Origin of the sequence: Aeromonas sp. 1HA1, assembly GCF_029237385.1 — a bacterium.
In the GTDB taxonomy this organism is placed as follows: domain Bacteria; phylum Pseudomonadota; class Gammaproteobacteria; order Enterobacterales; family Aeromonadaceae; genus Aeromonas; species Aeromonas popoffii.
Window position 1 is genome coordinate 13530 of the sequence record NZ_JAACGC010000048.1, and the last position, 21191, is coordinate 34720.

General features: G+C 57.5%; 28 protein-coding genes. 8 read left to right on the top strand and 20 right to left on the bottom strand.

Annotated elements, in window-relative coordinates; genetic code table 11:
- The 7 genes from GWQ22_RS14770 to GWQ22_RS14800 all read right to left on the bottom strand — a co-directional run bounded on the left by GWQ22_RS14770 (position 1) and on the right by GWQ22_RS14800 (position 5627).
- Entirely contained in the window at positions 1 to 1125 is a 1125-nt protein-coding gene (locus GWQ22_RS14770; protein ID WP_275930771.1) for a DUF2586 domain-containing protein, read from the bottom strand.
- Between the two features lie 4 nt (positions 1126 to 1129).
- Complete coding sequence (locus GWQ22_RS14775; protein ID WP_275930772.1) at positions 1130 to 1816, bottom strand: phage virion morphogenesis protein; 687 nt, start codon at positions 1814 to 1816, stop codon at positions 1130 to 1132.
- Positions 1813 to 2325: a phage tail protein gene (locus GWQ22_RS14780; RefSeq protein ID WP_275930773.1), complete on the bottom strand. Its 513-nt coding sequence runs from the start codon at positions 2323 to 2325 to the stop codon at positions 1813 to 1815. Before GWQ22_RS14780 ends, GWQ22_RS14775 begins: the two co-directional genes overlap by 4 nt.
- 8 nt (positions 2326 to 2333) lie before the next feature.
- The gene (locus tag GWQ22_RS14785) at positions 2334 to 2795 is read right to left on the bottom strand and encodes a head completion/stabilization protein (RefSeq protein WP_275930774.1); all 462 of its coding nucleotides are present in this window, start codon (positions 2793 to 2795) and stop codon (positions 2334 to 2336) included.
- 170 nt (positions 2796 to 2965) lie between these two features.
- A complete protein-coding gene (locus tag GWQ22_RS14790) occupies positions 2966 to 3694 on the bottom strand; it encodes a terminase endonuclease subunit (protein ID WP_275930775.1) in 729 nt (242 codons plus the stop codon).
- A 3-nt stretch (positions 3695 to 3697) separates the two neighbouring features.
- Positions 3698 to 4747 (bottom strand): phage major capsid protein, P2 family, encoded by a 1050-nt coding sequence (locus tag GWQ22_RS14795; RefSeq protein WP_275930776.1) that lies wholly within the window; start codon positions 4745 to 4747, stop codon positions 3698 to 3700.
- A 10-nt stretch (positions 4748 to 4757) separates the two neighbouring features.
- The gene (locus tag GWQ22_RS14800) at positions 4758 to 5627 is read right to left on the bottom strand and encodes a GPO family capsid scaffolding protein (protein ID WP_096117862.1); all 870 of its coding nucleotides are present in this window, start codon (positions 5625 to 5627) and stop codon (positions 4758 to 4760) included.
- Positions 5628 to 5803: 176 nt separating this feature from the next.
- On the opposite strand from GWQ22_RS14800, the gene GWQ22_RS14805 reads away from it, so the two are divergent.
- The 5 genes from GWQ22_RS14805 to GWQ22_RS14825 all read left to right on the top strand — a co-directional run bounded on the left by GWQ22_RS14805 (position 5804) and on the right by GWQ22_RS14825 (position 10618).
- Positions 5804 to 7624: a terminase family protein gene (locus GWQ22_RS14805; protein ID WP_275930777.1), complete on the top strand. Its 1821-nt coding sequence runs from the start codon at positions 5804 to 5806 to the stop codon at positions 7622 to 7624.
- On the top strand, positions 7621 to 8634 hold the full coding sequence (locus tag GWQ22_RS14810) for a phage portal protein (RefSeq protein ID WP_275930778.1): 1014 nt from the start codon (positions 7621 to 7623) through the stop codon (positions 8632 to 8634). Before GWQ22_RS14805 ends, GWQ22_RS14810 begins: the two co-directional genes overlap by 4 nt.
- A gap of 65 nt (positions 8635 to 8699) precedes the next feature.
- On the top strand, positions 8700 to 8951 hold the full coding sequence (locus GWQ22_RS14815) for an ogr/Delta-like zinc finger family protein (RefSeq protein ID WP_010636117.1): 252 nt from the start codon (positions 8700 to 8702) through the stop codon (positions 8949 to 8951).
- Between the two features lie 123 nt (positions 8952 to 9074).
- Positions 9075 to 9671, top strand: a complete 597-nt coding sequence (locus GWQ22_RS14820) for a hypothetical protein (protein ID WP_275930779.1) — start codon at positions 9075 to 9077, stop codon at positions 9669 to 9671.
- Between the two features lie 584 nt (positions 9672 to 10255).
- Positions 10256 to 10618 carry an XRE family transcriptional regulator gene (locus tag GWQ22_RS14825; RefSeq protein ID WP_275930780.1) on the top strand — a complete coding sequence of 121 codons (363 nt, stop codon included), beginning with the start codon at positions 10256 to 10258 and terminating at the stop codon, positions 10616 to 10618.
- A 571-nt stretch (positions 10619 to 11189) separates the two neighbouring features.
- Here the strand turns inward: GWQ22_RS14825 and GWQ22_RS14830 are convergent.
- From GWQ22_RS14830 to GWQ22_RS14890, 13 genes are all read right to left on the bottom strand, one after another.
- Positions 11190 to 11480 (bottom strand): hypothetical protein, encoded by a 291-nt coding sequence (locus GWQ22_RS14830; protein WP_275930781.1) that lies wholly within the window; start codon positions 11478 to 11480, stop codon positions 11190 to 11192.
- Positions 11477 to 11968: a hypothetical protein gene (locus GWQ22_RS14835; RefSeq protein ID WP_275930782.1), complete on the bottom strand. Its 492-nt coding sequence runs from the start codon at positions 11966 to 11968 to the stop codon at positions 11477 to 11479. The genes GWQ22_RS14830 and GWQ22_RS14835 overlap by 4 nt, the downstream gene beginning before the upstream one ends.
- Positions 11965 to 14238, bottom strand: a complete 2274-nt coding sequence (locus GWQ22_RS14840; RefSeq protein WP_275930783.1) for a replication endonuclease — start codon at positions 14236 to 14238, stop codon at positions 11965 to 11967. Before GWQ22_RS14840 ends, GWQ22_RS14835 begins: the two co-directional genes overlap by 4 nt.
- The gene (locus GWQ22_RS14845) at positions 14235 to 14492 is read right to left on the bottom strand and encodes a hypothetical protein (protein WP_275930784.1); all 258 of its coding nucleotides are present in this window, start codon (positions 14490 to 14492) and stop codon (positions 14235 to 14237) included. The genes GWQ22_RS14840 and GWQ22_RS14845 overlap by 4 nt, the downstream gene beginning before the upstream one ends.
- The gene (locus GWQ22_RS14850) at positions 14489 to 14791 is read right to left on the bottom strand and encodes a hypothetical protein (protein WP_275930785.1); all 303 of its coding nucleotides are present in this window, start codon (positions 14789 to 14791) and stop codon (positions 14489 to 14491) included. Before GWQ22_RS14850 ends, GWQ22_RS14845 begins: the two co-directional genes overlap by 4 nt.
- Positions 14788 to 14997: a hypothetical protein gene (locus tag GWQ22_RS14855; protein ID WP_103472448.1), complete on the bottom strand. Its 210-nt coding sequence runs from the start codon at positions 14995 to 14997 to the stop codon at positions 14788 to 14790. Before GWQ22_RS14855 ends, GWQ22_RS14850 begins: the two co-directional genes overlap by 4 nt.
- Positions 14994 to 15191, bottom strand: a complete 198-nt coding sequence (locus GWQ22_RS14860; protein ID WP_275930786.1) for a hypothetical protein — start codon at positions 15189 to 15191, stop codon at positions 14994 to 14996. The genes GWQ22_RS14855 and GWQ22_RS14860 overlap by 4 nt, the downstream gene beginning before the upstream one ends.
- The gene (locus GWQ22_RS14865; protein WP_275930787.1) at positions 15188 to 15361 is read right to left on the bottom strand and encodes a hypothetical protein; all 174 of its coding nucleotides are present in this window, start codon (positions 15359 to 15361) and stop codon (positions 15188 to 15190) included. Before GWQ22_RS14865 ends, GWQ22_RS14860 begins: the two co-directional genes overlap by 4 nt.
- A 2-nt stretch (positions 15362 to 15363) precedes the next feature.
- On the bottom strand, positions 15364 to 15627 hold the full coding sequence (locus tag GWQ22_RS14870) for a helix-turn-helix transcriptional regulator (RefSeq protein WP_275930788.1): 264 nt from the start codon (positions 15625 to 15627) through the stop codon (positions 15364 to 15366).
- 2 nt (positions 15628 to 15629) lie between these two features.
- Entirely contained in the window at positions 15630 to 15818 is a 189-nt protein-coding gene (locus GWQ22_RS14875) for a hypothetical protein (protein WP_042871655.1), read from the bottom strand.
- Between the two features lie 65 nt (positions 15819 to 15883).
- Positions 15884 to 16342: a hypothetical protein gene (locus GWQ22_RS14880; RefSeq protein ID WP_275930789.1), complete on the bottom strand. Its 459-nt coding sequence runs from the start codon at positions 16340 to 16342 to the stop codon at positions 15884 to 15886.
- Positions 16343 to 16352: 10 nt separating this feature from the next.
- Positions 16353 to 16862 carry a phage regulatory CII family protein gene (locus tag GWQ22_RS14885; RefSeq protein ID WP_275930790.1) on the bottom strand — a complete coding sequence of 170 codons (510 nt, stop codon included), beginning with the start codon at positions 16860 to 16862 and terminating at the stop codon, positions 16353 to 16355.
- A 29-nt stretch (positions 16863 to 16891) separates the two neighbouring features.
- On the bottom strand, positions 16892 to 17107 hold the full coding sequence (locus GWQ22_RS14890; protein ID WP_275930791.1) for a hypothetical protein: 216 nt from the start codon (positions 17105 to 17107) through the stop codon (positions 16892 to 16894).
- A 147-nt stretch (positions 17108 to 17254) separates the two neighbouring features.
- On the opposite strand from GWQ22_RS14890, the gene GWQ22_RS14895 reads away from it, so the two are divergent.
- The 3 genes from GWQ22_RS14895 to GWQ22_RS14905 are packed head-to-tail and all read left to right on the top strand — an operon-like array spanning position 17255 to position 21064.
- Positions 17255 to 17971, top strand: coding sequence for an XRE family transcriptional regulator (locus GWQ22_RS14895; RefSeq protein ID WP_275930792.1), 717 nt, complete (start codon positions 17255 to 17257; stop codon positions 17969 to 17971).
- Positions 17971 to 20013 carry an RNA-binding domain-containing protein gene (locus GWQ22_RS14900; RefSeq protein WP_275930793.1) on the top strand — a complete coding sequence of 681 codons (2043 nt, stop codon included), beginning with the start codon at positions 17971 to 17973 and terminating at the stop codon, positions 20011 to 20013. Before GWQ22_RS14895 ends, GWQ22_RS14900 begins: the two co-directional genes overlap by 1 nt.
- Entirely contained in the window at positions 20000 to 21064 is a 1065-nt protein-coding gene (locus tag GWQ22_RS14905; RefSeq protein ID WP_275930794.1) for a site-specific integrase, read from the top strand. The genes GWQ22_RS14900 and GWQ22_RS14905 overlap by 14 nt, the downstream gene beginning before the upstream one ends.
- Positions 21065 to 21191: the final 127 nt, after the last annotated feature.

Sequence of the window (21191 nt, forward strand, 5' to 3'; positions counted from 1 at the left end):
TTAGCCCTCCCCGTTGTTGAGGCTCAAATCGAGCATGATGTTGACGGTGATCCCCTTCGGACAATCCACGGTGCGTACGACCACATAGATGGAAACCAGGTTCTTGGCGGTCCACTTGATGGTGATGTCGCCATCCTTGGGGGAGGCGATGTCGCCCGGGAACGGCTGGCCGTTGATGGTGGTGGCGCTGGCCATCTGACGCAGGTCCTTGCCGAAGAACATGACAGCGGCGGCGGTGCTGCCCGGGGTGGAGTTGAACGAGCGGTCACCGATACGGGCGATGGCGCGCAGGCGCATCCGGCGGGCGACCTTGTAGGCCACACGCAGGTTTTCGATCACCTGGTAGTCGCCGCCCTCGGCGTCCAGGGTGCGGCCATCGGCCCAATAGATACCGTCATAGTCCGGGTACCACATCGGCACCGAGTAGCGGCTTTGCTCCAGGGTCTGCAGGGTGGCCAGCGGCAGTTCGGTGCCGTCCTTGTCCTTGGGGATAGCGCCAAGGCCGACCACGGCGCCGGTTTTCACCCGGCAAGGGCTATCAGCGATGCTCACTGCGCGGTTGCACAGGCGGCCGGCGTAAGCCCCGATGAGGTTGGGCCACAGCTGCGGGATCAGGGAGACCGATTCCGCCGCGATGCCATCCTGCAGGGCGGCCAGTTCAGCCTCGTATTCGCTCCAGTCCTGACCACCCTCGGCGGTGGATACGATGCCAGGTACCGCCAGCAGCATGGCTTGCCAGCGACCCCACTTGGCGATCAGCTCCTGGTTGAGGGCGTGGGCAGCGTTGATTTTGGTCGCGTCCCACTCCTGCCCCAGCACCACGACTGCTTCGAATGACTGGGTTTTCTGGGCGGTGCGAACGGCATCCTTCCAATCCATGTCGGTCGGCAGCACGAAGGCGGCGGCTGTCCAGTTCTGGCCGGCGTTGTCGCGGGCGGCCAGCAGGTTGGTTTTCAGTTCGCTGTCAGCCTCGCCCAGCAGCGTGTCAAAGTCAGACTGGGTATTGAGCGAGAGCAGCTTGTTGGTATTGGTCGGCGCACTGCCGATGAACAGCAGGTGACGCTCGACTTCCGTCACTGGCCCCTGCATCTGGTTCAAGTTGTTGATCTGTACATAAGGCCACATGGCGTTATTTCCCCTTCATGCCTTGCTTGTTGACGTCCCAGCCGTAGTTGATGCTCTGCAGCGCACGGGCAAAGGCTTGTTCGCGTTGCTTGGTGTTGGCGCCCAGGAACGGGCGGGCTGGCAGCTGGATCTCCCAGCTCTCTTTGACCGGTTCATCCTTGAGCTTCTTGATCAGCAACCCCGCCTGGGCGTAGTTGAGGTTGCCCGTTATCCAGCCCAGCGAGGCCGAGCGGTATACCCGTTTGCGTTTGCCAGGGCGCTTGAACCCCAGCTCGCGCAGCTTGCGGGCTTGTGCCTTGCTGGCCTGCTTGTTCTTGCCACCATCGCTGGGGGCAATGCGGCGCCGGCTGATTGCCGTCACCTTGTAGGTGTGCCCCTTCTGGTGGGTATTGGCGATCACCCCGGCGTGGGCGCTCATGGTGCCCTTGGTGAAGCCCAGTTCTGCCACGTCCTGGCTGGGCTCGCGGATCAGCAACAGCTTGGGCAGGCCACGCAACATCTTGCGTTTGCCCCGCTTGCGCGGCGCCCACGGCTGGCCGTTGGGGTCTTGTTGCTGGCGCACGTTACGGGCTGCCAGCTTCTTCATTTCATTGGCTGCTCGCCACACCAGGCGCTTGCGCTTCTTGGGCGGCAGGGCCAGCAGGTTGAGCTGGTCTTTGCCACGACGGGTATCCAGCGTGATGCTGATCATGACGGGTCACCGATCTGGTGATGGCCGGTATCACCCACGTTCAGGTCGATATGGTCGGCCACCCAGATGTCATAGGGGGCCACGTTCCAACGCTTGCCATCCCAGTTGATGGGGCCCTGCTCGTGTTCAACCAGGCGCAGCGGCTCGGTGAAGGGGAGCTGGATCTCAAGGTCAGCCGTCTTCTCATCGTTTGGGGTGACGGCGTACTCGGGATCGCCCAGCTCGAACCGCTCGCGGAATTCGTCATGTTCCTGCACCCAGGCCGCCACTGACGCGAGCACGATGGCCGGATCCAGTTCGCGAAACGGTAGTTGCTCGATGGTGAACACCGCCTGATAGGTGAGCCAGGCCACATCCACCCCGGTGGGGCCCATGTTCTTTGGCTCCAGCCGGATGGTGCCGTTCTCCATCCAGCTATCGAGCGTCTTGTGAGACTTGGCCGGCAACACCCGCAACAGCTCGGCGTGGAGCGCATGCAGGAAGTAGCCCTGGGCCTGTTGTTCGTTCATGTCGTTACTCATATCAGCGAAACCCCGGCACGGCGCTTGCCCTTGATGCTGCGTACCAGCTGCTGACTCTCTGCCAGCAGTTGGGCGCGTTGGTCTGGCGAACGCTCTACCTGGTTGTTGGCGGTCGCCCGCTCGGTGACGCTGGCGAACTCGGGTAGCAGCGCGGACTTGGCACGGGCAAAGACGGCGGCCAGGTACTGCTCGGTCAGGGCATTGGTGCCGCCTTCCAGGCTGGGCCCGGGTACCTCTGCGGCGGTGGTGTAGCCCTTGCCCAGCAGCATGGCCTGATGGCTCGCCAGCTGCAGGTTGATTTCAGAGACGGCGGCGAGCAGGGCTGCGCCGGTGGTCTGGGTATCCAGATCGGCAGGCGAGGCGCGGCGGCGCTCAAAATCGGCGACGGCCACATCCGGCCAGAACCCGTCATTGCGGATAGTGGCGGTGCTGTAGTCGATGTCCTTGCCTGCAAACATGTCTGGACCCCTGTTGATGCTTGCCAATGTGAACACCACTGCCCCGGTTGCTCGGGTCGCCGATGGCGCGGCGAGAAAAGGTGCACCCCTGTAGCCACGGATCACAGGATTCGGCGCGAGCCTTGCGGCTGGCCTATCCTCCCCGCCGGGGTGCGGTGGCGCGGAGAGTCTTATTGCTCCGGATTCAGCGCCCGCAGGCGCATGGCAATCTTTTGGCGCAAGGTGCCAACGCCCACCTTGCCGTGCAGCTTGTCGGCCTGGGCCAGCCAGTGATCGGCTTGCTCCAGGGTGGTGCTGTCACCCACGGCGCTCGGGCGGGGCTGGCCGTCGTGGTCACGTAGCAGCAGGCAACCCGCCGCCTTGAACCACTTGGCAGTCAACCGCTCATTGAGGCGCCAGTCATTGCGCACCTTGTCGAACACCTTGGAGAACCAGGGCTCGACGGCATGACCTTCGGCGGCTTGTTTCTCGGCCCACTCCAGCACGGTGTCTGCCACAAAGTGGGCCCAGTCACGCTTGATGTTGTTCGGGGTGCGCTGGCCCTGGGCAATGGCGAGATCCGCCCAGGCAATGCCTGCATCGAAATCGCCAACGTCAAAGGCCCAGATGATGAGGCGCTGAAACAACTCGTTCTGGTAGGGCTGGCCGGACTCACTGACGGCGGCCAGATAGCGCTCCACATAGGGGCGGTACTTGGGCATCAGCTCATCGCGTTTCATGTTCACCCGGTCACCGATGCGAGCCAGTTTGCGCAAGCGGACAATGTCCTGTTCCAGGGCAACCAGTTGCAGGTGCAGGCTGTCTGCCACTGCACCGGTGGCCATGCCAGAGCAGGCGGCCTGCTCGGCCCCCTGCATGGCTTGAACGCGCTGCTTGTGACGTTGACCGGGTGAGCTCATGAATTAACCGCCAACTTCTTCTGGCTTGGCACCGATGACGATGTCGGCCTCTTCAAAGCCGCCATAGGCCTTGTGTTCGCCCAGGGCGTAGCCTTCCATGCGCCAGTACTGGTTATCGAAGCTCTTGCTGTCCTGGTTATCCTCAGCCTTGCGCTTGCGGGTACCGCGCTGGGTGTAGCAGTGCAGGTTGTCCAGGGTGGTGACCACCATCCGCTTGCCCGGGAAGAAGGGTGGGATATAGGACTTGCGACCGGCGATGGTCTTCTCCAGCTGCTGAGCGGCGATCTGCTCGCTCGGCTTGGTGGCTTCGCTGTAGAGCTTGGCTTGGGAAGCGGAGACTAGGTCGGTACCGACCAGCACAACCAAGCGAGGGTCCTGGCGGAACAGGGGATCGATGGTGCTGTTGATAAGATCTGAGGCCATCTCATCCAGGGTCTTGTAATCGCCCTTGCCGTCCGGGTCGAAGTAGATCTTCTTGCCGGCCTCGGCCTTGATGATCTGGCTACCGTCTTTCCACTCACGGGCAATCTGATGCCAACCCTTGTTGACGTCTTCACCCAGCGGGTTCTCGGTCGGATCGGTGGTTTCGGCGGCTTCTACGCCGTTCCAGCCGACTCGCATCATATCGAGGGCGAATGCCGTGTTGACGAACTCTCCAACCAAACGGATGAACTCGCCCTCGCTGCCTGCGTTCGCCCAGGTGCAGAGCGTGGCCCATGACAGGGATGCGCAGGAGTCGGTTTCTTTCAGAACGTAGTTATTTCCATCTACACCCACTTCACCCTTGAAGCGACCGCCTTTCTTGCGGCCGGTGTAGAGCTGGCCCACGCCCACTTGCACCACTTGCCCAGTAATCTGGTCTACGTCCAGACAGGTAATCATGCCCAGGAACTCGACGGAGGCGAGCAGAGCAGAGCGCAAGGTCGTTTCTACCGGACCAGTGACACTGAATTGTTTGGGCAGCTTGGTAATGTCAATGCCGTAGGCCTTGGCCAGAGCATCGCAGTACTTGCTCAGGCGCTGTTCGGCCTGAACGGTCAGGGTTTGGCTCACTGAATGCTCCTTAGCAAATTTGATAGGTAGTGTCGTCACCGCCCAGTGGACTCGGGCGCTGGCCATCCACTTCAGCGGAGAACTTGTCGATCTGGCCTTTCAGCTCGCCGACGGTGGCTGCCAGACCGGTGATGGTCTCGTTCAGCTTGTTGAACTGGTCGTCAGTGCCGTTGGTCTTGTCGCCTTCGGTTTTCACTTCAGGAGCCGGATCAGGCTTGGCGTCCGGTTTGGCATCCAGCTTGGCGCTGATGCTTGCGAACTGTTCACTAAGACTGGTCAGAGTCCCGTTCAGCAGTTCGAACTGTTCTTTGTTCATTTCCTCATCCTCGGTGGGGCTGGGCGTGGGTTGTTTGGCTGGTTCGCCATGGCTGGCCATCAGGCCGAAAAGCTTGGCCATAAAGCCATCCGGCTTTTCGTGCTTTGGCAGCTTGAGCATGGAGAGATCCAGCGGTTCGCTGGTGCCGACAGCCTGCCCCTTGCTGCTCTTGCTGAACTTGAGGTAGGTGGTGCCGGTGCTGGCTGGCTGGTCGGTAACGCCCAGCCCAATCAGGTAGGTGCGACCCAGATCGGCGAATTGCTCGAACGGCTCGATGGAGCAGAACTGATACTGGCCGCTCTGGTTCCAGTAGATGAGATCCCGATTAGGGCAGAGGATGGCGAACAGCTTGAACTTGCCGTCTACCTCTTCGGTCTTGAGTGCTTGCACCGTGCCATAGCTTGACCAGCGATCGTGATCAGGCCAAATGACTGCGGTGTAATAGGTCGGGTCGTAGGTCTCGGCCATGTCGGTGAGCCATTCGCGGGAGATATCCCGCCCGTCCACCGCTTTTCCTTCGGTGGCGATACAGACCCAGCCAGTTCTCAAGGTTGATTCGTTCATGCCTGCTCCCAATTGATACGGGCTCAGGCTATCGGGTCGGGAAGGGGTATTCATCCGGTTGTGTTCGGGGGGATTCGGATCCAGCGGGATATCCGAATTACTCAGAACATCAGTGGGATAAGTGGGGATAGTGGGCTGGCTATGATGGCGCCATCATTCATATCGATGGAGGCGCCGTGGCGTATCCCGAAGAGATCCGCAATGCTGCGCGGGGACTTTACCTTAAGCGATGGACCCCCCAGGAGATCAAGGACGAACTGGGGCTGAACTCCTGCCGTATCGTCTACTACTGGGCCGAAAAGCTCGGCTGGCGGGATCTGCTTACCGATGAAGCGGTGGAGGATGCCATTGCCCGCCGCCTGCACTCCTTGTTGTGTCGTGAGAAGAAAACCAGCGCCGAGATGGACGAGATCGACAGGCTGGTCGGCCACCATGTCAGCCTGAAAGAGAAAGCCCTCAAGTGGGCCGAGCGCCAGCATGCGCTCACCACCCGCCGCGAAAGTGGTGATGAACATGCCGCCGAACGGCCGCTCCGTGGCCGGGGTGGCCAGGATAACGGCAGCAGCAAGGGCAAGGGAGGCAAGAAGGCCAAGAACGAGGTCGGCCACCTGACAGCTGATGACTTTGCCGAGTGGCTGGGTACTCTGTTTGGCTACCAGCTGCGCTGCCGTGAGGCGAAGAACGACCCGGCCTTGCCGCGTACCCGCAACATTTTGAAGTCGCGTCAGGTCGGCATGACCTACTACTTCGCCGGCGAGGCGCTGGAAGATGCGGTGCTGACAGGTGGCAACCAAATATTCCTGTCCGCCACCCGCGCCCAGGCGGAGGTGTTCCGCTCTTATATCTGCAAGATTGCCCAGACCTTCCTTGGCGTCACTCTGACCGGCAACCCCATTGTGCTGTCGAACGGGGCCGAGCTGCACTTCTGCTCTACCAACTCCAACAGCGCCCAGTCCCGTTCCGGCAACGTCTATATCGATGAGTACTTCTGGATCCCCAACTTCGAGAAGCTGTCGGACGTGGCCAGCGCCATGGCGACCCAGAGCCGCTGGCGCAAAACCTACTTCTCGACCCCATCGAGCAAGGTGCACGAGGCGTACCGGTTCTGGACCGGGGATCGCTGGAAGGGTCAGCGCCCGAGCCGTGTGGCCATCGACTTCCCTGGTGAAGATGAGATGCGCGACGGCGGCCGGGTCTGCCCCGATCGCCAGTGGCGCTACGTCATCACCATCGAGGATGCCCTACGTCTCGGGTGCAACCTCATCGACATTGAGGAGCTCAAGGACGAGTACCCGGAGGAGGTGTTCGATCGCCTCTACATGTGCCGGTTTATCGATGATGCCCTGTCGGTGTTCAAGTTCCAGGATATGGAGCGGGCAGGGGTGGACCCAACCCGGTGGGAGGACTACAAGCCCGGGCGGCCTGACCCATTCGGTCGGCGAGAGGTATGGATGGGCTACGACCCGAGCCGCACCCGCGACAACGCCACCCTGGTGGTGGTTGCCCCGCCCACTGTCGCCGGCGAGCGGTTCCGGGTGCTGGAAAAGCACTACTGGCGCGGGCTCAACTTCCAATATCAGGCGCAGGAGATCGAGCGGATCGCCAAGAAGTTTCGGGTCACGTATCTGGGGGTCGATGTGTCCGGCATTGGCTCAGGGGTCTATGACCTGCTTAAGCCGGTATTCAAAGGGGTGTGCCACCCCATCAACTACAGCATCGAGAGCAAGTCGCGGCTGGTACTCAAGATGATCGACGTAGTGGAGGCCAACCGCATCGAGTGGGACAGCTCGGATCGGGATATCCCGCTGGCGTTCCTTGCCATCAAGCGCAGCACCACCGGCGGCGGCCAGATGACGTTCAGGGCTGCCCGAGACAACGTGACCGGACACGCGGACGTATTTTTTGCCATCGCCCACGCCGTGGCCAATGAGCCGCTCGATACCAACCGCAAACGTAAATCCACCTGGACAACCAGCGAAGTTAAGAAGGCAGCATGACCAAACAACAGCAGCAACCGGCCGAGGTGGCCACTCCAGCCAAGAGCGGAACGGTAGCGTTCAGCATGCCGGAGGCCATCGACCCCACGGCATGGATGACCGATTACACCGGGGTGTTCTACAACCCCTATGGCGAGTATTACCAGCCGCCCATCGACCGCAAGGGGCTGGCCAAGGTGGCGCGGGCCAATGCTCACCACGGGGCCATTCTGATGGCGCGGCGCAATATGGTGGCGGGCCGCTTTACCAACCAGCGCAGCACCGTCACCGCCTTTGCTCACAATTACCTGCAGTTCGGGGATGCGGGCCTTCTCAAGCTGCGCAACGCCTTCGGCCAGGTGGTCGGGCTGCACCCGCTCTCGAGCGTCTATCTGCGCCGGCGCGAGGATGGCTGCTTTGTCTACCTGCAGCAGGGCAAGCTGAACCTGATTTACCGGCCGGAGGATGTGATCTGGCTGGCCCAGTACGACCCGGAGCAGCAGGTCTATGGCATGCCTGATTACCTGGGTGGCTTGCAGTCTGCCCTGCTCAACCAGGACGCCACCCTGTTCCGCCGCAAATACTTCCTCAATGGCGCTCACATGGGGTTCATCTTCTATGCCACCGACCCGAACATGGACGATGACACTGAAAAAGAGATGAAGGAGATGATCGCCAACAGTAAGGGGGTAGGTAACTTCCGTTCCATGTTCGTCAATATCCCGGAAGGCAAGCCCGATGGCATCAAGCTGATCCCGGTGGGGGACATTGCGACCAAGGACGAGTTCGCAGCCATCAAGGGGATCACCGCCCAGGATGTACTGACCAGCCACCGTTTTCCGGCGGCGCTGGCCGGCATCATCCCAACCAATGGCGGCGGAGGCCTGGGGGACCCCGAGAAGTACGATGCCACCTACGCCCGCAATGAGGTGCTGCCGCTGTGTGAGCTGCTGCGGGATTCCATCAATGGGGCTGGTTTACCACGGGCTTTGTGGGTCGATTTTCGGGAAACGATAGGTTCTGCTGTATAAAAAAACAGTCCTTTTGGGGTAAGATGAAATCTATAGGTTGGATTTTAGATTTATCGGGAGGGGTGATGCGGGTTTATTGCAAAGTGTGTGGCCAGAGGGGCCGCATTACCAAGACCAATCGGCTGAGCGATGATGTCTCTGATCTCTATTGCCAGTGTACTGACGCCGAGTGCGGCCATTCCTGGGTGGCCTGTCTGTCGTTTGCTCATACCCTGAGCCCGTCAGCCAAGACCACGAACCAGCTGGTGCTCAGTTTGATGAGTTCGTTGACACCAGAAGGTCGGCAGTTGGTACTGGAAGGACTGGGGGCGCAATAGCGTCCCCAATTTTTTCCTCATTATTTTTAAAAGATATGATGCGGGGCCACTATAGGGAACAGAAATCCGTTACTATGATGAAAATTCCAATACAATAATCTTATATATCTCAAGAGGTGGCCTGTGTCATTGAGCAAATTCCAAGAATCGCTTTTAGTTATGGGAGCGATTAAAAACAATATGCAGAATGATCTGAAAGTGTTCAAGCGATATATTAAAGATGAGGACTTGAAGTTCTCTCTGTATGGCAAAATGATAATAGATATATGTTCATTTCTAAATGAATTTAAACGATTTAATGCCTATTCAAGAGAGAGCGAATCTATAAGAGATACAATGAGAATTACAGCTCCGGCAATTACTCGCTTAAAATGCTGGCGTGGTATGGAAGGAATGAGAAATACCATGTTAGCTCATGGTTTTAGAGATGAAAAAGATGAAGGTAAATTAACATCTATTAGTAAGCGATATTTTGAAGCAGAAGTTCCAACGTCGTATGCTGAAGTCGTGCTCCTGTCTGAGTATTGTGTTTACGTCATCTCAGCATTTATCTGTCGCCATTCAGAAGAATACCAATCCGCATTAGATACTGTTCCTAAGGTAGATGTACATGTACAACGAGGGATTAAAACAATGGCTGAATTTGACGCTGCTGTGAAAGAGCTAGAGGACCATATGTTTCGATTGGATTCCAGTCTTAAAAAATGCTTTGGTGTATAAGCATAATGGTAACATAGACCTGTCCTACGGACAGGAGTTATATCGTAAACTAGCAGAATCAGACGATATAATTAAAATCTATCCTATTCAACAACAAACAGTATATTGCTTGACGGCGGCGTCTTGGTTGACACTCTTTGGTTGGTGTGACGACCTTCCGCTAATAGATGCACAGATAATTGATGGTCTATAGGTGCTACTGAAAAGACTAGGGGCGCAATAGCGCCCCTAGTTGTTTCTGCATCCCGTGGTCGTGTTCTCACGACTCGTTGTTATTCGCCTCTTTTCCCTGGATAAGTTCGCCCAGATTGCAAAGAGTCATGATGGCGCGGCACATTCCCTCTCGATCCTCGATTTTCAGATCGGGAGTGACCCGAGCTATATCCCTGATTGAACTGTAAATCTCTGTTTGAATCCCCGTCTGCACACTGCCTCCTACTACTGGTTAGACCTGATGATTTTATCTATAACCGGATTGCATATCTCGACGATCGCCGACTAGATTTTTCATATGTATGCATAAACACCTGTCAGATCTGACAGTCACCATGACCCCGAGCACGGGCACCTGCCGGAGGCGCCCCATGAAAAGAAAAACAAATCCTGCCCGGTCCGCCCGGGCCTATGTGGTTCGCGCAAAAAGCACCACCAAAGCCGTGCTGAAAAGGCATGGCCTCACGAACAGCGCCACAGGCAAGATCATTGATGTGGCGCCGGCTACTGTTGGCCGCTGGCTGGATGAACAGACCCGCGCCTTTTTCGATCTTGAGCATGCTGCCGCTATCTGTATCCATCTAGGGATCCCGGTCTCTCACCTGCTCCCCCCTGGTGACTGGCTGATTGGATACCACCAGAGCCCGCAGCGGGATCAATTGATGGCCCTGAGCGAGGATGAGATTGATTGGTTGCTCGCCGTTCGGGCCGGTGCCATGGCCTGTTATCGCTGATGTCATCGGTCCTCCTAGTTGCCTGGTGGTTAAGTCACTGACCAAGCCGGTCACATAGGCCGCCAGTAATTTGGTAATAAAATCCCCTCCAGCATGGCTGGATTTTTGTTTTAGGGATTGACGTGGCTGCATGGTATCCATGCTGCCACTTGCTGGTCAATATATTTCCATGAGGCTTTTCAATCGAGTTACCTTCGTTTGCTCACAGCACTTATTTTTAAGAAAACTAAAGTTTACTCAATGCGTTACGTAACGCTGAACATCCTAACAATTGTGTCTAAATATATTTCTCTGGCGGGATAAACTTAAATCTAGTTTTGAGATAGTGAATGCCAAATAAACCCCGTTTTGTAGATAACACAATGCAGCTTGGGGCGTAAAATATAAACCAGAGTTCATTTTGGGATGAAACGCATCAACTGGAGTTCAGTTTGAAGCGCATAACGTAGGTTAAGTTTTTATGCATTATCTGAATTTGTGCTTTTTTTAATAAATAGAGCCTCAATTTTTTGAGGCTCCTTTGGTTCCGTTATAACGCGATGTTTTTTTCTCCTGATGTGAGCCAGCAGGCCTACTCGCCCCTGTAGGTTCCGCGACAGCCCACCGGTAGTTTGTTGCCACAGTGCTGGCAGGTGGTGGTGCTCAGATTGGCCTCCTGTTTCAGCCAGCGTTCCCAGTCTCGCCGGATCAGGGTGCTGATGAATTCGTCTGCACTATATGGCTCTCCGCTCCCTGCCCTGGCAATGCAAAGGTGCTCCAGCTGCTGGCGCTCCCGTTCTGAGAGCGCCACCTCCACCCGCTTAATGCCCAGCGCTGCGCGTCTGGCCCGCTGGGCCTGCTTGCGTTTGGTGGCTGGGTTCATATTGTCTCCTTGCTGTGGTCAACCACTACCTGGTGCAGTGCTGGCCGGTATGTTGGATTGAGCTGTTCGGCGGCGCCCGGGTTGGTGCGATCGGTAGGGCTGCCCGGTACGATAAAGAGGGTGCGGCCGGTGACGGCGCACCGGATGGTGCCGCTCTGGTCGATGGCCACGGGGGTGAGCCCGTCCACGATATGGCGGCGGCCAACAGAGCGGCCATCTGTTGTCAGCACCGGCACGGTGGGGCGGTTTGCTCTGGCCTGATACGGGTTCGGCACATCGTGAGCGATGGCCGGCAAAGCCAGCTGTGCGGGGCGAGGGTGCCGGCGGCGCAGGATGGCGCAGGCCACGGACTGCTGTTTTCCCTTGAGCATCCCCACCCACTGGCTGATTTCCTTGGCTGGCCAGCACTGCAGCAGGATGCAGGTCACCCGATTATCCAGGCTGCGGTACTCTTCCCGGCTGACGGTCTGTTTGCTGTTCGTGTTCATGCCCACTCCTCGCTGTAGTCGTTCTCTTCTTGCATCCACTCCGGCACATCCAGCCCCTCCAGTACCCGCCACATCTCTGACTGATAGGGCTCCGGCAGCATCTCTATCCAGCTGCGGGTACCGGTATGGCCCTGTGCCTGGTAGACCTTGCCGCAGAGCTCAACCAGCATCGGCCAGTCCCGATCGCCTTCCGGTACCGCGTACTCATCCGGTTGGTTCGGCTCGGCTGGCGACTGGCCCTCAGGCACCCAGTCCGGCTCGCTTGGTACCGCTCGGCTCGACTGCAGCTGGCCGCTCTCAAGCCAGAGGGTGAAACCGTCTGCGCGAACGCTGGCGCCTGAGCGCAAACGCCCGATAGAGAAGGGTGATAAACCCCATTGCTCTGCCATCAACTGATCCGCGAACGCCTCAGGATCCGGCTGCGTACAGTTATTGTCAGAGCTCCAAGGTGCCGGGCTGTCGCCCGACTGAACCCCAACACCCCAGCCCGACGCCCCGGCTGCCTTGGTTGCCTCATGGGTGCCTGCGGGCACCACTTCCCACCCTTGCAGGCGGGTCTTGATCCCTAAGCGCGCTGTGTGCAGTCCCATCAGGCGCTTGATGTCTTCGCCGTAGCAGTTGGCCTGCTCCTCGATGAGATGGGCCAGTTTGATGGGGTGCTCGGCACGGGTAGAGAGGGCCCCGCCCATGGCCTGGATATAGCAGCGGAAGATGCCGTTATCTGCGGCATAGCGGGCCGCCTCAAAGCGCGGGTCTTGCAGCACAGGCTTGGGTGGCCCCACCAGATCGCCGTGCTTCTTGGCATTGCTGATGCGGCGCAGCTCGCGCCATACCCCGACCGGGGCGCCGCCAATTTGCTGGAAGGTGCGGATCCCCCACCAACTCGCCCAGGCGCAGGCATGCTGGGCGCCAATATCTGCTTTGGTGCCGGCTTCGTCATCACCATCAACGTGCTCACCATCGATGTTCTTGGCGATATAGGCGGCGATGTAGCCGGTGGCATCCCCCTTGGCCGGGTCGATCTCCTTCCAGTCAAAGCGAGGTGTGATGTCGGTGAAGGGGATCCCCTGGTTGTTGCGCTCCAGCTCCTGGTGGTCATGGCTCAGGGCGTAATGCTGCAGGGTGCTGATCACCCGCCACTTGTCGGCCGGGCGCATAAACAGCAGCAGGTGCCAGTGCGGTGTGCCGTCATGGTGCGGTTCGCAGACCCGAAAGCCATAGACGGGGGTATCGCTCCGCTTGAGGGCGGCCCGGGTCAGGCTCCACAGTTTGGCCAGGTAGGCGCAAGTTTCACGCGGGGTGGCGCCTGCATATCGTTTGTTCTCAATGGCCCGACCGTTGCGCTGCTGTGTCCAGGAGTGATACTTGCTCGGGGCCGTCCAGGTGAAGAAGACCCCCACATGGCCCTGCTCCTCGGCATAGTCCTCAAAGCCGCGCATGCGGGTCATCATTTCATTGCGGCGGTTGACCGGATTTGAGGTGCTGGCCTCCCAGCAATCCTTCATCGACACGACCAGATCGTGCTGGGCGTTCATCACTTCCGACTCGGCCAGCCAGCGCATCATGGCTCGCTTGCGCTCACGCACCACCTTCATGGTGGCGTTTGAAATATAGGCGGACACCCCTTTACGCACCTTGCCGAGCAAAATGGCGATGTGTTCCTGCAGTCTGTCCCAGCAACGATTCACCCTGCGTTCCCACCACTTGGCAGAAAGCAGGCGCACCATCACCCGGATGATCCATTCATCCTGATTCTCTCGGCACTTGAACTTGGGCATTTTAGGGGTGAACCCCCACTGATCGGCTGGTTGACGGATAGCCTCCCAGGTGAGCAGCAGATCCGGCTCTTCGCCTGCTTTGATGCCTTGCTCGATATGGCGCCAGATCGCGGCCGTCTGGTTGGAGAACAGGTGGGCGATACGCTTGCGCCCCTCTTCATCGCGCATGGTGTGCGGGTCGACCGGGATTGCCTGGATAAGGCCTCGCACCCACTTGGTACGCTCACGCAGCCAGATGTTAGCGTTGCGGCAATTGCGGCTGGTGCCATCTTTGCGGCGGCGTACGTACTGCTTGAACAGTGTCAGGGTGAGCTGTTGTGACAGGCCATCGAGCAGCTGTATGGCCCAGACCAGATCGCTCTGGCCCGGGGTGCCGGTAAAGATGGGGCCAAGGGCGCTGATGTCGAGGTGGGGCAGGGCGTTGGCAAGGGTATCGATGCGCTGCCGCAGTGTCCGTTTGGACAGCGGCAGCTTGGTGGTGTTGCGGGTCATTGGGCAGTAGTACCTAGCAGCGAGTTGAGGGCGCAGCGGTGGCCCTTGATCACAAAGGAGGAGTGAGCGCAGATGCGACGGGCCGCCGCGCACTGGCGCAGGGTCAGCGCTATGGTGGCCCTTGGCCGTGGCGAGAGTTGGCGGCATTCGATGAGCAGACGCTGGTAGCTCTGCAGGCGCGCACTGGCGCCCCGCAGGTCTTCCCACCACCACCCCAAGTCCCGCTCCATCATTGATATCAGGCGATAGTTCATTTGATGGTTTCCCCCAGGCCGTGCATGGGCGACACATCCGCCCACCAGTTTGCGATGGTGGTCGCCAGCGCAGCTTCACCACTGCCCAGCGCCAGCCAGTACAAGGAGCGGATCGCGCCCAGTGCCAGCAGCTCCGCCACCTCGCCGCTCTCTGGGGCGATGAGGTATTCGCCCATCGCCGCTTGCCAGTGTTTGGTCAGCTGGCTGACCGGTGCCTGTGGTTGCATATGGGCTGGGCCTGCTTCACCGCAGCCCGCGTCATCAACTGGGGCCTCCAGTTCAAACAGGTCAGCTGTCATGCCTCGTCCCCCATCACGGAATCGTCATCCAGCAGATCTTCCTGCTTGCTGGTCACGATCAATTGCACCTGGATGTATTGGTCGCCCGAGTAGAGATCCCCCAGGGCGATACGGTTCTCCTGTTCGCCGCTGGCCAACAGCTCGGTCAACAGCGGCAACACGGCCAGTTCGGCCCGTTGGGCGATATGAATGGCGTCAATGCTCATGCCGGCTCCCTCTGATTCAGCGCGCGAAACAGCTGATGCCAGCGCAGGTTTTGTTGGGCTTGAGCTCGAAGGGAATTCCCCTCCGTGCCACGGTAGAGATAAGAATGCCGGGTATGGCCCTGCAGCCGGGTCGACAGCTCATGCAGGGCGGCAATGGCCGCCTGCGGGTGGATGTGGTTAAACAGACCTTTCATGCGACCCCCTCCACGATGCGGATAGAGCCAGACGTCAGGCGCTCCATGCGGGCGTATCCGTGCTGGCCACGTAGCCAGGTGGTACCGCAGTTGATGTAACCGCGGCTGGCAAGGTAGGCACTGGCGGCCCTGATAGTGGGCTCGGTGTGGCGAGTGATAACGGCGGCCATGGTCAGGCCTCCGCTATCTGGTTGGGGGCTTGCCCGGTCAGCAGCCAGTCGAGGTGTTGTTTCAGGTCTGCATGGTTGGCAATGAGCAGGAACAGGCCACCACCAATCTCGCGGTAGCCCAGCTCGTAGTTCTTGAGCGTGGTAGGGGGAATATCCAGCATCGCGGCAAACTTGGGGCGGCTCAGGGCCAACCGCTCCCGCAACTGGCGCAGGCGCTTGGCGGCATGATGGTTGAGCAGATTGATTTGGGTCGGTTGTGCGGTCATGGTCAGGCTCCTTGTTGAGCGGTGCAGGGGTTGATGCGGTGAAACAGAGAGGCCCAAGCCAGGGCGGTGGAGCGCTCGATAAGCGCCACGCCGTCCGGGTGTTGGCTAAGACGGGCGCCATACCGGCCCGTCAGCTTGCGTTGCTGGATGCGAAGGTTGCGCAGAGCGCAGGGGATCGCTAAAGTTGTCATGTCGACTTCCTCATACGTTGTTGATAGAGGCCCGCTTGGAGTTGCAGCTCCGTAATGCGGGCTTTTTATTGCCCGATGGGTCGCGGGCCCTGTTGGCACATCGCAATACCTGCCGCGATAGCGCGTCTTTGCTGCAGCCTGGCTGCACGTTCCTTCTTCTCTCTTTCGATATCTCCGATAGGCCGGGTGACCGGTGCGGGATGCCACACTTTGCTGCCACATCCGCCGCGAAATTCCCCTTGATAATCCAGTGCCAGCACCGCCAAGCGGATTGCCTCGCGCTGCGAATGTGGCAGGGCGGAAAGGGTCGCTGTCATCAGTTGGCCGCGTGACTGACGGGCGATGGTGCAGATGGCGGCCTTCTTGGTTGAACTGATCGCCAGCCAGTCGGTATCCAGGTTGGAGCGGGTCTTGCCGAAAATCTCGCGCAGCAGCATGCAGCCCGCGGTGTTCATGGCGACTTGTTCCAGTGGGGTTAGGCCGGCGAGGTTGCGTTCGTCGTGGTTAATTTGTTGCTGTTGCATGGGTTCCCCCTTACATGGTCGCGGCTTGCATCAGGATGTCTGATGCGCAGGCCAGGGCAGGAATCGCTTGAAAGCGGGCTTCGACGTCATGGATCAAGATGGCCAGTGACCCCATGGCCGATGTGGCCACGCTCACCAAGGTGTTGCGTTCAGAGCGGGTGATCCGGCCGCGTTCTGTCAGCTCCAATGCCCGCTGGCCAATGCTGGCGATTTTGGCGTTCAGGTCGATCGCCTGATGGGGCAGGGAAGGGGCGCGGTCTGCCTTGGGTATGGCTACTGCAGTGAGTCCGCATTCCATCAGCATGCCGTCGAACAGGGTCTCGTCCCCGTCGGTTGCGTGGTAGATCGCAATCAGATCGGCCACTGTCAGGTGATGCGGCTGGTCAGGGTTGAGCTTGTTCCTCAATACCTGGGCATCAATGCCGGCGGCCTTGGCGATCTCGCTGATCACATGGGAGGCGGTAAATCTGCTGCATGCAGATTCGAAGTGCGGATGTTTGCAGTCGCTACTGATAAACATGGTTCTCGCTCCATTGAGTGCCATAGTAATCAGGAGGTTGCAGGGAGGTAGGCAGCTGCGGCGGCTTTGTGGTAGAGCGCGACCATGTTGATCAGGACACGGTGCTTGGGGCCTGGTTTCGGCATGATCTGCAGTTCACCGCTTGAAATCATCTTCTTGACGGTGCCAATAGGGATGCCTGTGTCGGCGCTATAGCGCTCGATGGTTTTGACTGGTGTGTCGATCTTGAGTGCAATCTCTGACATGATAGATCCCCTTAAACGTTGCTCAATACGGCTCGATATAGCTCTAAAGCTTCAATTCAATCTCACAAAGCGAATTGTTGATCTAAAAAGTTACACGGTCAAGTCGAAGGAGCATTAATCGCCCGATAAAGTTCTATAAGGTGCTTTATGACTACGGAGAAAGCTTTAAAGGTTGATTTTGATCAGTCATCCTTTTCAGAACGACTTAATAAGGTGATAGGCAACGAACCAATTCGCGCTTTTGCTCGACGAGCAGACATGAGCGATAGCGGCCTTAAGCGCTATCTGTATGAGGGCACCATTCCTCCTATTGATCGAGCTTTAAACTTGGCGCGAGCAGGAGGTGTCACCTTTGACTGGCTGGTGTTTGGTATCGATGAGGCTGGGGGCGGCGCTCGAACGAATCTTCCTATTGCACCATCTTCTTATGTTCAAGGCTTTCATTTAACCGACGAGTTCACCACGATTCCTGCTTATCAAGTTGAAGCCAGTGCAGGGCATGGTTCACAGATCACGGATGAGCCGCTGGCCGAGCCGATGGCGTTCCGTTCCGACTGGCTGCGCCGAGAGGGGTTTGACCCGGCCAAGATGGCTGTCATCCGAGCTAAGGGCGATTCGATGGAGCCGACCATCAATGACGGTGATGTGATCCTTGTGCGCTTGAAGAATGGAGAAGCACCCCGCGATGGGCTCTATGTGCTGCGCCTCGATGGTGGCCTGTTCGTCAAGCGCCTGCAGTTCGATCTGGGCGGGGTACGCATCATCTCTGATAACCCCCTGTATAAATCTCGAGACCTGAGCAAGGCCGAGCTGGCTGAGCTGGATCTGGTTGGCCGTGTGGTCTGGGCTGGGAAAAAATTCTGATGAACAAAGAGCACCAACAGGATGAATGTGAGTTGGACTTTGACACATTGGCTGAAAGCTGTGAGTTAGAGTGCAAGCTGGCACAGGGTGCCGATGGCAAAGGGCAGTTACCTAAAGATTTCTGGCGTACTTACAGCGGGATGGCAAACGCTAGAGGCGGTGTAGTGCTGCTGGGGGTGAACGAAAACAAGGGGCAGTTTTCTGTAGCGGGTATCGAGAATATTGAGAAGGTAAAACAAGAGCTTTTTAATCAGCTTAATAGCCCCGCCAAAGTCAGTATCAATCTCTTGACCGAGGACGACGTGATCACCTTGCTCAAAGATGGTAAGCAGATACTACGCGTCAACATGCCTGCTGCGACCAGGAAACAGAAGCCAGTCTTTATCAATAATGACATGTACTCGGGGACCTATCGGCGTCTGCATGACGGCGATCGGGCGTGCGATCAAGAAACCATTAAACGGATGGTGGCCGAACAGCTCGAAGATGAACGGGACGCCAGAATTCTCAAAGGATTCACGTTTGATGATCTGGATGTGGATAGCATCGGCGCCTATCGAAATCTCTTTTCTGCAGCCAAGCCGGGACATCCTTGGTTAGACCTCTCACCATTTGAATTAGTCAAGAAACTGCGTGGTTGGCGTAGAGATCGAGATACTGGTGAAGAGGGATTAACTTTAGCGGGCCTGTTGATGTTTGGGCAATGGGAGGCCATTCAAGAGGGAGTGCCTCACTATGTGGTCGACTATCAGGAGCGGCCGGAGGCCAGGGCGGAACGCCGCTGGGTAGATCGAATTTTTCCTGACGGCAGTTGGTCAGGCAATATCTTCGATTTTTATCGGAAGGTGTATCGCAAGCTCATTGCTGACTTAAAGGTGCAGTTCACATTGTCAGAAGGTCAGCGCCTAGAGGATAGCCCGGTACATGTCGCGTTACGTGAGGCTCTGGTGAATGCCCTTGTGCATGCTGACTATTCGGCGAATGTGTCTGTCTTGATCGTCAAACGGCCCGATATGTTTGGTTTCAGGAATCCGGGCTTGATGAGGATTCCGCATGAGCTTGCCTTGCAGGGGAGTCATAGTGATTGCCGTAACAGGATCATGCACCAGATGTTTTTGATGATTGGTCTTGGTGAACGGGCTGGCTCTGGCATCCCGAAGATTTTCAGTGGCTGGAAGAGTTGCCAGTGGGCACAACCCAGACTTCGGGAAGTTGAGCTACCAGAGCAGACCCTGCTTGAGCTGCACATGACGGATATTATTCCGCGAGACCAGATGATCGAACTGTCCAATAGACTAGGAATTGATGTTACAGCGTTGCCTGCATTAGAAAAACTGATCATTTACTACGCTGACTTGGATGGGTGGGTAAACCACGAACGGATCTGTGAGGTAACGGAAGAGCACCCCAGAGATATCACCGTCGCTCTTTCCAAGCTGGAAAGACAAGGGGTGCTGGCATCCAAGGGGAGCTACAAACGCAAGTTTTACCATCTACCTGATGTGGAGTTACTAAACCTTGATAATGAGTTTGAGCAAGGGTTGATAAAACTGCTTTATATACAGAACCCTAACAGCACAGAACCCCCTGCCAATATTGCTCACCTTGAGCAAAGTCAGGAGCAAAGTCAGGAGCTCAGTCAGGGGGCCAGTCAGGAGCAAAGTCAGGAGCTCAGTCAGGGGGTCAGTCAGGGGGTCAGTCAGGGGTTCAGTCAGGGGCATTCAGATGACCCGATGGATTTTGATGCGTTAGCATGGGCAGGTATGGAGGCAATTGGCGCTAAATATCGAGAGATTCCGAAAGGGAAAGTGACCAAAGCGCAGACACGGCAGACAATCCTCCAAATCTGTCAGTATGGCTTCGTTTCTCTCACTGATATTTGCAACTTCCTAGATAGAAAGCCTGACCCCATGCGAAGAGATTATCTAGCCCCGATGGTAAAAGAAGGGATGTTAGAGCTAGCGTTCCCCAAAATCCCTCCTCACCCTCAGCAAGGTTATATGACAGTTTATGATCGGGAGTTGTCAGGTGACGATTCGTAAGCTCGATGATGGCAAGACCAAGTTGTGGCTTTCAGATGTTCGCCCCGATGGAGTGAATGGGCCCAGGTTACGCAAGCGCTTTATGACAAAAGGAGAAGCGTTGGCATGGGAACGGCATCAGCTGACCAACAAGCCTTGGCTGAAAGAGGCTGAACCCGAGCCGGAGCATGAGCATAGTGGCCAGCGGTTGCTGGATCTGGTTCATCTCTGGTTTGGGAGGCATGGGCAGACGTTGACCGATGGTGAACGGCGGCGTGATAAATTGGTGTGGTTGTGCGAGGCGCTAGATAACCCGCTGGCCAGTGAGTTCACCTCCGAACATTTCTCGGCATACCGCGAGCGGCGTCTGGCCGGAGATCTCTATGTTCCAGGGCAGCGCCGGCAGGTAACACCGACCACCATCAACCGCGAGCAGCTCTATCTGCAGGCGGTGTTCAATGAGCTGGCCCGCCTTGGAGTGTGGAACGGCGGCAACCCACTTGCCGATCTGCGGCAGTACAAGGTGCAGGAATCTGAACTGGCCTATCTTTCCCAGGATGAGATCGAGCAGTTGTTGGACGTCTGCAAGGAGCAGCGGGATCTGTGGCTGATTGTGATGCTGTGCCTGTCTACGGGGGCACGCTGGTCTGAGATTGAGAAGGTCAGCCGTTCCCAGATCGGTATGGGCCGGATCACCTTCACCAAGACAAAGGGCAAGCGAAATCGGACGGTGCCAGTGGCGCCCTGGCTGTTGGCTATGCTACCCAAGCGTACCGGCCGCCTGTTCAACGATTGCTATGCCGAGTTCGAAAAAGCCATCAGGCGGGCACATATCAAACTACCAGCGGGGCAGAGCACCCACGTTCTACGCCACACCTTCGCCAGCCACTTCATGATGAACGGTGGAAACATCCTGGTACTGCAGCGAATCCTTGGCCACACCGATATCAAGATGACGATGCGCTATGCACACTTTGCCCCCGATCACTTGGAAGATGCGGTGCGGCTAAACCCCATCACGGCCCTGAAAGATGTCCATAAACAGTCCATCCAGCCGCTCTATATTGAGTGACAAAGCGTGATATTGAATTTTTACAGCCCATATAAATCAGTAACTTATTGATTTGTAAGGGCTGCCATCGGTTTCAAAATCCGCCGATGAATAATCGTGTCGGTTCGAGTCCGACCCCGGGCACCAT